The 14,560-nt window shown below is 64.8% G+C and carries 11 protein-coding genes; 7 read left to right on the forward strand and 4 right to left on the reverse strand.

Annotated elements, in window-relative coordinates:
- Positions 1-45: 45 nt before the first annotated feature.
- The 3 genes from CMV30_RS09390 to CMV30_RS09400 are packed head-to-tail and all read right to left on the reverse strand — an operon-like array spanning position 46 to position 3,363.
- Entirely contained in the window at positions 46-1,209 is a 1,164-nt protein-coding gene (locus tag CMV30_RS09390) for a hypothetical protein (RefSeq protein WP_096055783.1), read from the reverse strand.
- 19 nt (positions 1,210-1,228) lie between these two features.
- The gene (locus CMV30_RS09395) at positions 1,229-2,416 is read right to left on the reverse strand and encodes a hypothetical protein (RefSeq protein WP_096055784.1); all 1,188 of its coding nucleotides are present in this window, start codon (positions 2,414-2,416) and stop codon (positions 1,229-1,231) included.
- A 38-nt stretch (positions 2,417-2,454) separates the two neighbouring features.
- A complete protein-coding gene (locus CMV30_RS09400; RefSeq protein WP_217494485.1) occupies positions 2,455-3,363 on the reverse strand; it encodes an esterase/lipase family protein in 909 nt (302 codons plus the stop codon).
- A gap of 202 nt (positions 3,364-3,565) precedes the next feature.
- Between CMV30_RS09400 and CMV30_RS09405 the strand changes: the two genes are divergently transcribed.
- The 7 genes from CMV30_RS09405 to CMV30_RS09435 all read left to right on the forward strand — a co-directional run bounded on the left by CMV30_RS09405 (position 3,566) and on the right by CMV30_RS09435 (position 10,191).
- A complete protein-coding gene (locus CMV30_RS09405) occupies positions 3,566-4,561 on the forward strand; it encodes an ABC transporter ATP-binding protein (RefSeq protein ID WP_175414806.1) in 996 nt (331 codons plus the stop codon).
- A complete protein-coding gene (locus CMV30_RS09410) occupies positions 4,545-5,534 on the forward strand; it encodes a hypothetical protein (protein ID WP_096055786.1) in 990 nt (329 codons plus the stop codon). The genes CMV30_RS09405 and CMV30_RS09410 overlap by 17 nt, the downstream gene beginning before the upstream one ends.
- Positions 5,531-6,469, forward strand: coding sequence for an ABC transporter ATP-binding protein (locus tag CMV30_RS09415; RefSeq protein WP_096055787.1), 939 nt, complete (start codon positions 5,531-5,533; stop codon positions 6,467-6,469). The genes CMV30_RS09410 and CMV30_RS09415 overlap by 4 nt, the downstream gene beginning before the upstream one ends.
- A gap of 18 nt (positions 6,470-6,487) precedes the next feature.
- Positions 6,488-7,294 (forward strand): ABC transporter permease, encoded by an 807-nt coding sequence (locus CMV30_RS09420; protein ID WP_138223213.1) that lies wholly within the window; start codon positions 6,488-6,490, stop codon positions 7,292-7,294.
- An 80-nt stretch (positions 7,295-7,374) separates the two neighbouring features.
- Entirely contained in the window at positions 7,375-8,919 is a 1,545-nt protein-coding gene (locus CMV30_RS09425) for a carbohydrate-binding protein (RefSeq protein WP_096055789.1), read from the forward strand.
- Between the two features lie 32 nt (positions 8,920-8,951).
- Positions 8,952-9,539: an RNA polymerase sigma factor gene (locus CMV30_RS09430; RefSeq protein ID WP_096055790.1), complete on the forward strand. Its 588-nt coding sequence runs from the start codon at positions 8,952-8,954 to the stop codon at positions 9,537-9,539.
- Positions 9,532-10,191: a hypothetical protein gene (locus CMV30_RS09435; RefSeq protein ID WP_138223214.1), complete on the forward strand. Its 660-nt coding sequence runs from the start codon at positions 9,532-9,534 to the stop codon at positions 10,189-10,191. Before CMV30_RS09430 ends, CMV30_RS09435 begins: the two co-directional genes overlap by 8 nt.
- A 173-nt stretch (positions 10,192-10,364) precedes the next feature.
- Here the strand turns inward: CMV30_RS09435 and CMV30_RS20720 are convergent, their stop codons facing one another.
- Positions 10,365-14,459, reverse strand: coding sequence for a hybrid sensor histidine kinase/response regulator (locus tag CMV30_RS20720; RefSeq protein WP_096055792.1), 4,095 nt, complete (start codon positions 14,457-14,459; stop codon positions 10,365-10,367).
- Between the last annotated feature and the right edge of the window lie 101 nt (positions 14,460-14,560).

Consider the following 14,560-nt stretch of genomic DNA (forward strand, 5'->3'; position numbering starts at 1 on the left):
GCGGAATTTTTGGACAGGATTAAGAGGACTCACAGGATGGGGAGATCATGGGTCCACGTTGCGTACGCGCGCGGAGAGGCGGTCGGCGATGAGATCGCGGGCGGCGGGGAAACCTTTTTCGCCGTAGAGTTTGGTGAGGGTGGTTTCCATTTCCTGGCGTGTTTGGGCGAAGAAGGCGTTCCACTGTTCGTCGGTGGCGTTATTTTGTGCGGTGAAGTCGGAGAATTTGGCGCGGAGGGACTTCAGGTATTCGTAACTGGCCAGGGCGGTTTCGGGGGGAAGTCCGAGCTGGGTGGCGAGGTCGTGGTTGGCGCGGAAGTCGGGGTCCTGGGCGCGGATGTAGTCGGCGTAGCGTTTTTCGCCGAGGAGGTCGCGGGTTTGTTGGTCGATGAGCTCGTTTAAGGCGGGATCCTGTGCAGAGGTGGTGCGGCGATGGTCGAGAGATTTACGGAGTTCGTAGAGAGCGATGAATTCCTGCTTCGTGGCCTCGAAGCCGACAAGGTTGCGGAGGAAGCTGGCGGTGTTGGAGGTGTGGATATTATGGATGTAGAGCTCCTCGGGCGTGAGGAGGGCCTCGATGTCGGCGCGTTGTTGTTCGCGGAGGTAGCTGGCTTGTTCGCGAGGCGTGGGCAGGCGCAGGGGAGTACCGCGGCCTTTACTCTCGAATTCAAGGAGGCGGTAATCGTCGTAGATGAGTTTGAGGTGCCAGGCTTTTTCGAAGGGGAGGTATCTCGTGTACTGGCGGAGTTGATCGTGGGCGGGTTCGTAGATGTCGCCGAGGAGCTGACGGAGTTCGTTTTCCTTTTGCCGGGCGAGATCGTTGGCTGCGGCGGGGTCGGTGATTTTATCGAGGTGAGCGGCGGAATGGGACGAGAAGGTGTGCTCCCAGTAGGCGGGTGGTTTGCGGAGGGCGCGTTCGCTGGCGGAGTAGCGGGCATCGACTTCGGCGCGGATGATGGCCCGGATCTCGGGGTCGGTCAGGCCGAGCTGGCGGAGGAAGCCGAGGGTGTTGGGTGAAGCTGACCAGTCGGTGGATGGGAAGGTTGGGGCGGTGTGGGACTGAGCGCCGGGGTGTGCGGAAGTGTCGGAGGAAACTGGGTACGGCGTGGAGGCGGATGAGGTTGTTGAGAGGGAGCGAGAGGCGCGGACGAGGAAGACGGTGTTGGCGGCGAGCGAGATCAGGAGAAGAATGACGAGCGCGCGTTTCATGGGCGGGTGAGGCGGCGGGTCAGCGGGTGCGCGGGCGCTCGGAGGGTGGGACGCGCAGGAGTTCGAGGTAGCGGCTGTTGAGTTTGTAGATTTCCATACCTTTCGAGCCGAAGGCGGTGGTGAGGCGGGACTCGGCTTCCTGGGCGAGGGCGAGACGGGCGGCGGGCGTGGTGGCGGGATCGGCGTCGAGGGCGCGGGAGCGGTGGTCGATGTTGGCTTTGAGCGCGTAGGCTGTGCGGGCGGTTTCGGTGGGGAGCTGGAGGTGTTGGGAGAGGTGGTAGAAGCGGCGGTATTCGGCGTCGCGGCTGAGGACGAATTGTTGGAAGCGGGCTTCGCCGAGGATGCGGCGGGCTTCGAGGTCGAGGGCGGCTTCGGTGTCTTTGCGGAGTTTGCGGGCGGCTGCGGCGTCGAGGTCGAAGGCGGGTTCGTCGAGGGGGTTTTTTATGCGAAAGAGCGCGCGAAATTCGGCTTCGGTGGGTTCGAAAGCGGCGGTGTTGTAGCGGAGTTCGGAGGCGGTGACAGACGAACGGAGTTCGTACTCGAAAAATTCGCCGGGGGTGAGGGCGCGGGCGATGTCGGCGCGTTCTTCGCGGGTGAGGGCGGCGCTTAGTTCCTCGTAGGAGGAGTTGCTGTAGTTTGGGGTCTCGTTGAGATCGCGACGGAGCGACGCGTAGTCGGCTTTGATGGCGAGGATGGCGGCGGCTTTCTCGCGTGGTATGCCTTGGAACGCTGGGGCTTGAGCTTCGGGAGAGATGTAGGCGTCGCCGAAGAGAGATTGGAGGAGGGCTGCTTTTTCGTGGTTTTGGGCGGAGCGGTTTTGCGCGAACGCGTCGAAGGCTGCGGCATTGCGATGATGCTCCTGCCAGTAGTCACGCGAAGGGTTTTCGAGAGCACTGTTTTGTGTGTGGAAGCGGGCGTCGATGAGAGCGGCGGCGAGGCGTTGGAGGGTTTGCTCGGGCCAACCGGCGGCGCGGAGAGTGGCGAGGGCGGCGGGGTCGCCTTGAGCGAGGCGTTGCCAGAGGGTGATCGGTGCGGAGCTGAGTTGAGCGGACGTGGCGGCCGAGCGCGATGCGGCGTGCGAGGATGTAGAGGCGGCGGAGTGAGCGGCGGGGGATTTTGCGAGGGCGGCGCGGAGCTCGCGGACGACGAAGCAGGCGTTGGCGGCGAGCGAGAGCGTAAGGAGTGCTAGAAGAAGCGGAGATTTCATTTCAGCCGGGAAGCGGACCGGGAGAAGGCTTGGAGTTTTTATAGAGCGTCGGGCGCGGTGGACTGATGGAATTTTCCGTCTCGGAGGAAAGCGGCCACCTGGGTGATAACAGGGGTGCGGTATTGGAGCCAGGTGTGGGAGATGGGGAGGACGAGGTGGTCGCTCATGCCTTCGAGCTTGGTGCTTTCGATGGCGACTTTGCCGTCGCTGGGGCGGCCGATCCAGGCGGAGAAGAGCGGGTTGAGGGAGCGGGAGCCGGCGATGATGCCGAGGTCGGTGTTTTCGAGCGGGCCGAGCGTGAGCGGGAGCGATTCGGGGCCGGTGCCGAGGCGGCGGCCGTTTTTGCCGGTGAAGAGATGGAAGAGGCAGTTGTTGCGGAGTTTTTCAGCGACTTCGCTGCCGTGGTTGGGCGGGGCGATCATGACGAGGCGGCCGAGGTTGGCGGGGCGGTGGTCGCGGAGGTAGAGGCGGAGGAGGATGCCGCCCATCGAGTGCGTGACGACGTGGAGGCGCGGGGCGGTATCGGCTTTGTGGGCACGGAGCAGGTCCGGGAGCCAGGTGGCGGCGAGTTCTTCGAGAGGGACGCTGCGCGAGGGATAGGATACGTTGATGACACGGTAGCCGTCGCGGCGGAGCGAGCTGGCGAGGCGGGCCATGGCGAGGCGGTTGAGACCGAGGCCGTGGAGGAGGAGGACCGTTTCGGGTTCGGCGGTGGAAGAGTCGGGGGAGTTGAGAGATGAGGGTTGAGAGTTGAGAGAATCGGAGAGGGTTTCGGAGTCAGGGGCGAGGTCGGTGGCGGTGAGCGAGCGGGGATTGCTGGACGAGGTGGCGTCGGCGGCGGCGTGCAGGCGCGCGAGGCTGAGGAGCAGCGCGAGCAGGGCGCAGCGCAGGGGGAGTGCCGCCGGGTACATGTTCGGAGGTATGGGAGAGCGGAGGAAACGTGCCAAGGGGGAAGGTGAGAGAAGTGTGCAGGGGGGCGCGGGAGGCGATTTCATCGGCGTGGGGTGATCGCGAATCGAACCGGCGGGGTTAAGGCTAACCCGCCCTACCTCGGAATCGGATTGGGAAATTGGCTGTAACTTTTGGGGGCATGGTTGTGTAACACGGGAAGCCATTGGTTCGTTTCGTTTTCTTTCACCGCTCAAACTCGTGACGTTTTCATCTCCAGATGTCGTTTCCGCCGCGCCGCCGCCGCTGCCGACCGAACGGAATGCGCGTGACTACGTGATCCAGGCGGACGGGTTGACGAAGGTTTATGGCGCGCAGCGGGCGCTGGATGGCGTGACCCTGCATGTGCCGCCGGGGACGATCGGGCTGCTGGGGCCGAATGGCGCGGGGAAGAGCACGTTTATCAAGTGTCTCCTGAATCTGGAGACGCCGACGTCGGGGCGCGCGCTGGTGCTGGGGCGGGACATCCGGGCGAGCAATCGCGAGTCGCGCGAGCGGGTGGGCTACAGCCCAGAGCAGGATTCGCACATCCCGGGGGTGGTGGGGTGCGAGTATGTGACTTATTGCGGGCAGCTGTCGGGGTTGTCGTTCAAGCAGGCGCGGCAGCGGGCGCATGAGATTCTGGATCTGGTGGGGATGGGGCAGGAGCGGTACCGGAAGATCGATACGTACTCCACGGGCATGAAGCAGCGGGCGAAGCTGGCGCAGGCGCTGGTGCATGATCCGGAGATTTTGTTTCTCGATGAGCCGACCAACGGGCTCGATCCGGCGGGGCGCGAGTATTTCCTGCGGTTGATCGGTTCGCTGCACAAACAGCTCGGGACGAGCGTGGTGATTTCGTCGCATCTGCTGAACGACATCGAGCGCATCTGCGACCGGGTGATCATCATCGCGCGCGGGCGGGTGCTGGAGCACGACAGCATGGAGAACTTGAAGAACCGGCACCGGCGCATCGTGGAGTTCGCGCCATCGGGCGAAAGCGATCGCGTGGCGGCGGCACTGAAGGCGGGCGCGTATAAATTCGAGCGGCTCTCGAATGGACGCTTCCGCATCGAGTCGCCGAGTGACTCGGTGGAGTGGCTGCTGGAGTTGTTGCGCGTACACCGGTTGCCGCCGGGCGAGATCGTCGCCAACCCGAATGCTTTGCACGAACTGTTCCTGCGCTCGCTCGCTTCCGCCGATGGAAACCACGCTTGATCTCAGCCGGTGCCGCGAGAAACCGCGCGGCGTCGTTTATCGCCGCTGGGTCATCAGCTCGACCGGGCTGCGGCAGCTTTTCAGCGGGAAGTTTTTCGTGGTGCTGCTGATTGTGGCCTGGACGGTGAGTCTGGCGATGGCGGCGCTGGGGTTTGCGTTCAGCCAGACGGTCGTGACGGGCGGCTGGCTGGAGCAAGGTGCCGCGTCGCTCGGGGTGCGCGCGCAGGCGGTGGCGCAGGCGTTTGGGGCGCTGGTGCTGCTTTATCCGGATGTCTGTGTGAACGGGCTCTTCACGCTGATGTTCTGGGTGCAGTCGTATCTCGGGCTCGGGCTTTGTCTGATCGCGCTGACGGTGCTGGTGCCGCGGTTGATCGCGCGGGACCGGGCGGGCAATGCGCTGATCATCTACCTGGCGAGGCCGCTGACGTCGGTGGATTATTTGTTGGGGAAACTCGGGATCATCGCGGGGCTGCTGGTGTTGTTGTGGACGGGCCCGCTGGTGACCGGGTGGCTGCTGAGCATGGCGTTCGCGCCGAACAGCGATTTTTTCGTCTATTCGATTTCGCCGCTTCTGCGGGCGTTGTTGTTTAACGGGATCAGTCTGGTGGTGCTGGCGGCGGTGGCGCTGGGAGTATCGGCGCTGAACAAGACGTCGCGAAACACGATTATGCTGTGGATTTTTCTGTGGGTGATTGTGGGGGCGATGGCCTCGGGGCGGAGGGCGCCGGAATGGCTGCAACGCGCGAGCTTCACGAACAATCTGGCGGAGGTCAGAAAGAGTGTGCTGCGGATGGACACGGCGCTGACTGATGCAGCGAGCAAGTTGCCGTTGCTCGATCAGCAGGTCGTTGAGAAATTGAAACGTGGCAGCGATGAGGCGGCGGCGAAGGATCTGCCGGGGACGTTGAAGGCGCTCGGGCTTTTCGTGGTGCTGTCGTCGGTGGTCTTTTTGAGAAAGTTGCGTCCCGAATGAGCACGATCGTCCAGGCGGAAAATCTGAGCCGGTTCTACGGCGTGGTGCTCGGGCTCAACAATGTGAACTTCCGGATACGGCGCGGCATCACGGGGCTCGTGGGGCCGAATGGCGCGGGCAAGACGACGCTGTTTCGCCTGCTCACGGGGCAGGTGAAGCCGAGCTCGGGGACGATCACGGTCTTCGGCGGGAATCCGTGGAATAACCCGGATGTGCAGGCGCGGCTGGCGTATTGTCCCGAGAGCGAGACGGTGCCGGCCGGGCTGCGTCCGCTGGAGTGGCTCACGGGGCTGGGGATGATTTCTGGGTTGTCGGCGAGTGATGCAACGAAGCGGGCGAACGAATCGCTCGAGCGCGTGAAGCTGGCGCCGCAGTATTGGAAGAAGCGGATCACGACTTACTCGAAGGGCATGCGGCAGCGCGTGAAACTCGCGCAGTGTCTAATGCACGCGCCGGAGTTGATCATCCTGGATGAGCCGATGAACGGGCTCGATCCGATGGGGCGCGAGGAGTTCAGCCAGGTGTTGCGCGAGCTGGCGCGTGACGGGACGAGCGTGCTGATTTCAAGTCACATCCTGCACGATCTGGAGGCGCTTTGCAGCGACTTCATCCTGTTGCGTTGGGGGCGGATTCCGAATGCGGCGAATCAGGAGGTGGCGTCGGCGGAGACGCGGAAGCGGTGGCCGGAAGCGACGACGATCCGCTGCGAGGAGCCGGAGAAACTGGCGCGTTATCTCTTCGATCAGCATCTGCTGCGCGGCTGCGAGATCGTGCCGGAGAGCGACACATTGCACGTGCGCTGGCGCGATGCGGAGCAGTTCTACGCGGGGTTCGACCGGTATCTGCTGGAGAGCGGCGTGCGGATTTTTGAAGTGAGGAGCACGGCGACGTTTTTGGAAAAGGCGGTCGGTCCCGGGCCTTCACTCGACTCATAAGCGATGACGACGAAAAACATGAGTGACGTCACAGGCGGCGAAGCGCGCGGGAGATTTTCCGCACCGCGGACGGCGCCGAACCAGTGGAACGCGCTGGGCGGTGTGTGGCGGCTGACGGCGTGGCGGCTTCTTTCGCGTAATCAGTTGCTGGTGACGGCGGGGTTGCTGGCGGTACTGGCGTTTTTTTGTTCGAAGCTCACGGCGCCGCGCGCGCCGGATGATTATCTGGAGTGGGTCGCGGGATTTTTGCTGTCGGTGGTGGTGCCGGTGCTGGCGTTTCTGTCGGGCGCTGGCGCGATGCGTGACGAGATGAAGCCGGGGGCGGTGGATTATGTGTTCACGCGGCCGGTGAAGCGGTGGGCGTTTGTGGGGTTCAAGTATCTCGCGCACACGGCCTGCCTGCAGGCGATGTGGCTGCTGGCGTTTGGCGTGGTGGTGTTTTTCGCGGCGGCGCGGAATGCGCCGGCCATCGGCGCGATTTATCCGTGGGTGTTGCTGGCGCAGATGCTGACGATCGCGGGGTTCACGGCGTTGGGGTTTTTGTGCGCGGTGCTGACGTCGCGTTATCTGGTGATCGGGATCGTGTACGCGGGAATCGTGGAAGCGGGCGTGGGCAATATCGCGGCGCCGCTCAGCCGGTTGTCGATGACGCGGCAGGTGCGCGAGTTGATCGAGCCGCAGATGCTCGGGGCGATCGATGGCGTTTCGTGGACGGCGGCGCTGACGACGACGGGGGCGATGCTGGTGTTCGCGGCGGTGTTTGTGGGGGCGGCGGCGGCGATTTTCTCGATGCAGGAGATGACGGGGGCGCGGGGGAAGGAGTGAGGGTGTGCGCGGCCAGACCGGCGCGCTCTGTAACCTCGGGGCGCTTTGGCGTGAATGAAGGGCAGAACCCAATCGAATTTATGAAACGCATTATTCAAACCTCTCTCGCGCTCGGCCTGCCGCTGATGTCGCTCGTGGCCTGTGCAAAAGCAGTTGAAGACAGTCGCACCCCGTCGCGCGTCGTTGCCGATGGCGTCTCCGGCCTCAATACGAAGATTGTCAGCGCGGATGCGTTGTGGGTCATGAATCTGGATCTGAACGCGCTTCGTGACAGCACGGTGGGCAAGGAGCTCGTGGCTCAAGGAATGGTGCTTCAGGCGCAGGCGATGAAGGGACAGAAGTTTCCGATCCAGGTGGATGTGCCGAAGTTGTTCGAGACGATCGGCTCGATCACGGCTTATGGAACGAATCTGGCGCAGGACCCGAAGCTGGTGGATGGGGCGTTGATTTTTCAGGGCACGGCGGATCTGCGGAAGATCGTCGAGGGGATCGTGGCGCAGGCGACGGTGACGACGCCGGAAGCACTCACGGAGTTGAAGGATCTGCCGTTCGAGGCGTACTCGATCGGCGGGGAGCTGATCGTGGCGTTTCCGAAGGAGCCGATCATCCTGGTGAGCAAATCGAAGGCGCAGGTGCTGGCGGCGCATAAGGTGTTTCGCGGCGAGGCGCCGTCGCTGGCGAAGGCGAAGAATTCGCCGCTGACGGGGCTCATCCGCAATCAGACGGGGGCGTTCGTGCTGGCGGCGAGCGTGGTGCCCTCGGCGGAGTTTTTCGCGGACGATGCACCGCAGGCGCGGATTTTGCAGATGGCGAAATCGGCGTCGGTCGAGCTCGGTGAGGAGAAGACGCAGACGTTTGCGCATGTGCAGCTGCTCGCGAGTTCGGATGAGTCGGCGGACAAACTCATGAAGATCCTGCAGGGGATCACGGCGATGATCTCCCTCGCTGAATCGAGCGACAAATACCTGAGCGAGTTTTTGAAGTCGGTGACGGTGACGCGGGAGAAAAACATCGTGACGCTGCATCTGGCTTATTCGAGCGACCGTCTGGTGGTGATGGCTCGCGAGTTCCAGCAGGGGCAGGCGCGAGACCGACAGCAGCGGCGCGAGTCGCGGGCCGGAGTGGAGCGCGATGTCACGAACGGGCCGGTGCCGCCGGTGGAGGAGAAGGTGGTTCTCCAGTGGAAGGCGGATCAGAATCTCGGGGATATGGGCGTGAGCGCGAAGACGCTGGTTTCGCGGACAGTGGCGAATGTGGCGCTGAAGACCGGTGAGATGATCGTGCTCACGGGTCATCGCCATGAGGGAGAGAACGCGCGTATCGACTATGTGGAGATCGCGCCGGCCGATGGCTCCGGGGCGAGCCAGCGCATCGAGGCGGAGGACATGGAGCTGGCGAACTACACGGTGCTCGCGAACCGGAACGGCTCGGGCGGGAAGGTGATCCAGATCCATGATTCTCATGGGACGGCGCGTTTCCCGTTTGCCGGTGCGGAGGGGACTTATGCGATTACGGTGCGTTACGTGGATGAGAACGACGGGAAGTCGGATTTCTTCGTGAGCGTGAAGGCGGCGGTGGCGATGCCGCAGCAGCCGGAACAGCCCAGGCAGCCTGAGAAGCCCTGAGTCGCGCGTTTAGTTTTTCGAGAATCCGAGCGATGACGTTGCCGCCACCTGATCTCCCGCGCGATGCGCTGGTCTGCCCGCAGCAGATCAGCGTGGAGGAGGCTGCGCTGGTGCGGGAGGCGGCGGGCGGGAGTGCGCGGGCGTTTGAGGCGCTGGTGAACCAGCACAGCCGGCGAGTATTTAATTTTTTGAATCAGATGACGCGGCACCGGCAGGATGCGGAGGACCTGACGCAGCGGACGTTCATCAAAGCGTTTCATAATCTGGGGCGGTTCGATCCGCAGCGGCCGCTGATCAACTGGCTGCTGACGATCGCGCGAAGGACAGCGCTGAATCATTTTCGCGATACGAAGCGGTGGGAGGAAATCCCGGAGGCGAGCGAGGCGCCGGGGTATTCGCCGGCGAAGCAGACGGAGATCCAGGATCGCACGGAGAACGTGTGGGCGCGGGCGAGGGAGGTGCTTTCGCAGCGAGAATTTGACGTGTTGTGGCTTCGCTTCGGCGAAGAACTTTCCACCGAAGAAACCGCGCAGGCCATGGGGTTGACCGTGCCGAATGTGAAGGTGATCGTGTTCCGTGCGCGCCAGCAGCTTTTGAAAGGAGACAATGCTCATGAATAATGAATCCAACGATAGTCGTCGTCTGAGTCCGCGGTTGATCTGTCGCGCGGTGCGGCAGTGGGAATCTGCGCGTGGTGCGGCCGAGGGGCAGACGTGGGTGGCGGAGCGGCACATGGAGACGTGCGATGAGTGCCAGGCGTTTTTCGCAGAGGATGATTCCTTTGAAGAGATGATGCGCGGGGCGGCGCGCGTGGAGACGCGCACGGACCTGGCGGACGGGCCGGATGAGGGATTTGAGCAGAGGATTTTGCGCGCGGTGCGGGAGTCGCAGCCGGAGCGTGAGGTGGCGGGTGAGTCGCGGGCGGGACGGGTGAAGTCGTTTGGATTTTCGCTGGCGGCGGTCGCGGCGGGGGTGACGCTGGCGTTGGTGCTGGTCGACCGGCAGGTGACGCCGGAGAGCAGCGGGCCGGTGGTGACGCTGGGTGAGGGCCAAACGGCAGGAAGTGCCGAGACGCTCGAGGCGGCGGCGTGGTGGAAATCGGGGAAGGCGCGGAGCTCGGCGCTTGAGCTGGTGCGGAGCAATCCGCTGGAGCAGGAGATCGAGTCGATCTCGACGGACGCACGGTCGGTGATCGGGTTTCTGGCGCTGAATTTTTTGCCGTCGGTGGAGGCGGAGAAGGCGAGGGTGGAGGCCGTGGACGATCGCGGGTAGGTGAGGCGGCGGAGGGCGACGCGGAGGTCGTCCCTCCAGAGGAGCGTGATCGGCGAGTGACGCAGGAACCACTCGCTGGCGCTCGTGGCTACGGGAGCGTGCTGGCTAGGACTAGGAGGCCGGCCACGGCGTGGCGGCCCTACCTCGGCACTACCTGGCATGGCGTTCTTTATTTATGCCGAGGATTTGGTGAGCCAGCGGTCGATGGTGGCGGCGAGTTCGGCGAACTTCACGGGCTTTGAAAGGTAGTCATCCATGCCGACGGAGAGGCAGTGTTCGCGTTCGCCGGCGACGACGTTGGCGGTGAGGGCGATGACGGGGATGCGGGTGCCGGGCTCTTCACGGCGGCGAAGTTCGGTGGTGGCGGCGTAGCCATCGAGCTCGGGCATGTGGCAATCCATGAGGACGAGGTTGTAGGTGCCGGCGGCGAGGGCATCGAGGGCTTTGCGGCCGTCGGCGACGACGTCGGCGTGGTGGCCGAGTTTTTCGACCATGCGGCGGGCGAGGGTCTGGTTCACGACATTATCCTCTGCGATGAGGATGCGGGCGGATTTGCGCGGGGTGGTGGGCGGAGTGGATTGCGTGGCGGGCGCGGGTTGGGGCGCGGCGGGGGTGGGCGCGGGGATTTCGGACCAAGCGCGCTGGATGCCGCGCAGGAGAGACGCTTTGCGTATCGGTTTTTGGGAGACGGAGACGAAGTTGTTGTTCTCGATGAGCGTGCGGTGGTCGCGCATGAGGGCTGAACTCAGGAGCATGAGCGGCAGGGCGGAGAGCGAGGCGTCGGCGCGGACGGCGGAGGCGAGTTCGAGGCCGTCCATGCCGGGCATGTGGAAATCGAGGATGGCGAGGTCGAAGGGTTTGTTTTCGCGGGCGGCGAGGCGGAGGCGTTCGAGGGCGGAAGTGCCGTCGCGGGCTTCCTCGGCGGTGATCTGCCACTGGCGGAGGATGCGGGTGAGGATGAGGCGGTTGGTCTCGTGGTCGTCCACGATGAGGACGCGGCGGCCGGGGAAGGCGGGCGGAGTCTCGGGGATGGGCGGGGTGGTGCGGGCGCCGTGCGCGAGGGTGAGGGTGAACCAGAAGGTGGAGCCGCGGCCGGGCGTACTTTCAACGCCGATACGACCGCCCATGAGTTCGACGAGCTGGCGGGAGATGGCGAGGCCGAGGCCGGTGCCGCCGAAGCGGCGGGTGACGGAGCCGTCCACTTGAGTGAAGGATTGGAAGAGGCGGCCGGCGGCTTCGGGGGTCATGCCGATGCCGGTGTCGCGGACTTCGACGCGGAGGACGAGGCGGCCGTCGGTGGAGGGCTCGCGGGACATTTTGACGAAGACCTCTCCATGCTCGGTGAACTTGATGGCGTTGCCGGTGAGGTTGAGGAGGATCTGGCGGAAGCGGCCGGGGTCGCCGACGGCTTCGAGGGGGACGTCGTCGTCGATCCAGCAGGCGAGTTCGATGTGTTTGCGGGTGGCGGCTTCGGCGAGGAGTTCGACGACGTCTTCGACGGAGTCACGGAGTTTGAAGTCGGAGCGCTCGAGTTCGAGTTTGCCGGCTTCGATTTTTGAGAAGTCGAGGATGTCGTTGATGATGCCGAGGAGGGCTTCGGCGGATTTGCGGACGGTGTCGGCGAACTGGCGTTGTTCGTCGTCGAGTTTGGTGTCGAGGAGGAGGCCGGTCATGCCGATGACGCCGTTCATGGGCGTGCGGATCTCGTGCGACATGTTGGCGAGGAAGAGGCTCTTGGCCTGAGTGGCGGCCTCGGCTTGTTCCTTGGCGCGGGCGAATTCGCGGGTGCGTTCGACGATGCGGGATTCGAGGAGGTCGCGGTCGCGGCGGAGGGTTTTGGTGCGCCAGTGGAAGAAGGCGTAGATGCCTGCTCCGAGGGAGATGCCGCTGAGAACGTAGAACCACCACGTCTCATAATACGCGGGAGTTTGAACGAGGTTGAGGGTGGCGCCTTCGTGGTTCCAGACGCCGTCGTCGTTGGCGGCGATGACGCGGAAGCGGTAGGTGCCGGGTTTGAGGTTGGTGTAGAAGGCGGTGCGGCGGTTGGCGGCGTCGATCCATTGGGGGTCGTGGCCTTCGAGCTGGTAGCGGAAGATGACGCGGGCGGAGCGGATGTAGCTGAGGGCGGTGTACTCGATGGCGAGGTCGCGGGTGCCGGCGGGGATGGTGATGGTGGAGGCGCCGGCGGGGGCGGGTTGGTTGTCGATGAGGACGCGTTCGATGAGGACGGGTGGGGCGACGCGGTTGACGGGGACTTGTGAGGGATCGGCGGCGACGAGGCCGCGGTAGGTGGCGAACCAGATGCGGCCGTCGGGGCCTTTGAGGGAGGCGGGTTGGGAGCCGAAGCCGACGGTGGAGGGGATGACGCCGTCGGTTTCGCTGGCGATGGCGAAGGAGTCGCCACGGCGTTCGCCGCGGGCGATGGCGAGGAGCTCGGATTTGGGAGCCCAGACGATGCCTTTGGGGGTGCCGAGCCAGATGCGGCCATGTTCGTCTTCCTGGATGACGGAGACGAGGTCGTTGAAGGGGGCGGAGAGGTCTTCGGATTCGTACCAGCGGCCGTCGGGGGTGAGGAGGAGGAGGCCGTGGCCTTTGGAGCCGACCCAGAGGCGGCCGTCGGAGTCGCAGTGGAGGGAGCGGACTTCGTCAACGGGGTCGCCTTTTTCGGTGTTCCAGTGGGTGAGGGAGCCGTCGGGGGCTTGTTTGATGAGGCCGCCGGCGCGGAGGCCGAAGTATTTGGAGCCGTCGCGGTCTTCGGCCATGGCCCAGACAACGTTCGTCGGGACGATGCCGAGGACTTCGTTCATCGGGGTGTACTGGCCGTCTTTGTAGCGGACGATGCCGTCTTGTTCGGTGCCGAACCAGAGGGCGCCGGAGCGATCCTGGTACATGCACCTCATGCCGCGGAGGTTGGTTTTTTCCTCTTCGGTGCCGTCGGGGTGGCGGATGAGGAGGGAGCCGCGGCGGCCGATCCAGAGGCGGCCATCGTCGGTGTGGAGGAGGGCCCAGATTTCGGCGAGGGGGCCGGTGCCGCCGCCAACGGTGGTGATGGCGCCGGTGGGAGAGAGGTGGACAACGCCGACGGCGGGGATGGCGGCCCAGATGTTGCCCAGTTTGTCGGTGGCTACGCTGCGGACGCCGTCGCCGGGGAGGCCGTCGCGGGTGCTGTACATGCGGAAGCTGGTGGGGCGGATGCGGGAGATGCCGTAGCCGGCGGTGCCGATCCAGATGCTGCCTTCGTGGTCCTGCATGATGGCGCGGCAGTGATCGACGGAGGGGAGCTGGAGGGCGGAGAAGTGGTCGCCGTCGGGGGTTTCCATGACGTAGGCGCGGCGGGCGAGGGCCCAGATGCGGCCGGAGCGGTCGATGTGGATGTTGGTTACGGGTTCGACGCCGAGGCCTTCGGGGGTGCTGTAGCGGCGGACGTCGTTTCCGCGGACGCGGAAGAGGCCGGCGGTCTCGGAGGCGAACCAGAGGGTGCCTTCGGGGCCTTCGACGATACGGACGACGGATTGGAGGTCGGGGCCGCCGGCGGTGAAGCGGTGGAAGGAGCCGTCGGGGTCGCGGTAGACGGGGTTGCCGGTGCGGGGGCTGATCCAGACGCGGCCGGTGGAGTCGGCGAAGACGGTGCGAAGCTGGACGTTGGCGGGGATCTGGCCGGCGGTGTCGACGTCGATGAGTTTGTCGTCGCGGAGCTCTTTCAGGCTCTGGCCGAGGGTGGCGAGCCAGAGGCGGCCGGAGGGGTCGCGGGTGATGCCGGTGATGGCGGTGGGGAGGGGGGCGACGAGTTCGAGGCGGTTGTCTTTCCAGCGGGAGAGGCCGCGGTGGGTGCCGATCCAGAGGGTGCCGTCGGGCTCGGCGAGGAGGGAGCGGATGAGGTTATGGGGGAGGCCGGGGGTGTTGCGGACGCGGAAGTTGACGAAGCGGGTGCCGTCGAAGCGGGCGAGGCCGGATTCGGTGCCGGCCCAGAGGTAGCCGTCGCTCGTCTGGACGAGGGTGGCGGCGACGTTGTGAGGCATGCCAGCTTCGACGCCGTAGGTGTGGGCGGCGTAGGAGAGCTCGGGGCGGGCGGGGGGCGCAGGCGGGGTAGCAGAAGTGGAAATCGAGGCGGGAGTGTCGGCGGCGTGGAGTGCAGCCGGGGTGAGAAGGTGGGAAAAAGCGGCGGTACCGAGGGCGAAGACGGCGTAAATGGCGAAGCGGCCCGTGGAGAGACGGGAAAGTTTACGCGCTCCCGCGTGCGTAGAGCCGGTTGCTGGTGGGGCAGCCATTGTAAAATGTATCGGACCGGACGGGGCTAAGTTTAGCGCTAGATGGGGGGAAGACCGGGGGTGGAGCGCGCCGCAATGACCAATGACCAGAGGCCAGAGGA

This window comes from Nibricoccus aquaticus, assembly GCF_002310495.1.
Taxonomy (GTDB): Bacteria; Verrucomicrobiota; Verrucomicrobiia; order Opitutales; family Opitutaceae; genus Nibricoccus; species Nibricoccus aquaticus.

What these genes read in the sequence shown, in the direction of transcription:
- CMV30_RS09390 (WP_096055783.1), bottom strand. Translation starts at nt 1,209, where the DNA reads ATGAAACGCGCGCTCGTCATTCTTCTCCTGATCTCGCTCGCCGCCAAC.
- CMV30_RS09395 (WP_096055784.1), bottom strand. Translation starts at nt 2,416, where the DNA reads ATGAAATCTCCGCTTCTTCTAGCACTCCTTACGCTCTCGCTCGCCGCC.
- CMV30_RS09410 (WP_096055786.1), top strand. Translation starts at nt 4,545, where the DNA reads ATGGAAACCACGCTTGATCTCAGCCGGTGCCGCGAGAAACCGCGCGGC.
- CMV30_RS09415 (WP_096055787.1), top strand. Translation starts at nt 5,531, where the DNA reads ATGAGCACGATCGTCCAGGCGGAAAATCTGAGCCGGTTCTACGGCGTG.
- CMV30_RS09420 (WP_138223213.1), top strand. Translation starts at nt 6,488, where the DNA reads ATGAGTGACGTCACAGGCGGCGAAGCGCGCGGGAGATTTTCCGCACCG.
- CMV30_RS09425 (WP_096055789.1), top strand. Translation starts at nt 7,375, where the DNA reads ATGAAACGCATTATTCAAACCTCTCTCGCGCTCGGCCTGCCGCTGATG.
- CMV30_RS09430 (WP_096055790.1), top strand. Translation starts at nt 8,952, where the DNA reads ATGACGTTGCCGCCACCTGATCTCCCGCGCGATGCGCTGGTCTGCCCG.
- CMV30_RS09435 (WP_138223214.1), top strand. Translation starts at nt 9,532, where the DNA reads ATGAATAATGAATCCAACGATAGTCGTCGTCTGAGTCCGCGGTTGATC.
- CMV30_RS20720 (WP_096055792.1), bottom strand. Translation starts at nt 14,459, where the DNA reads ATGGCTGCCCCACCAGCAACCGGCTCTACGCACGCGGGAGCGCGTAAA.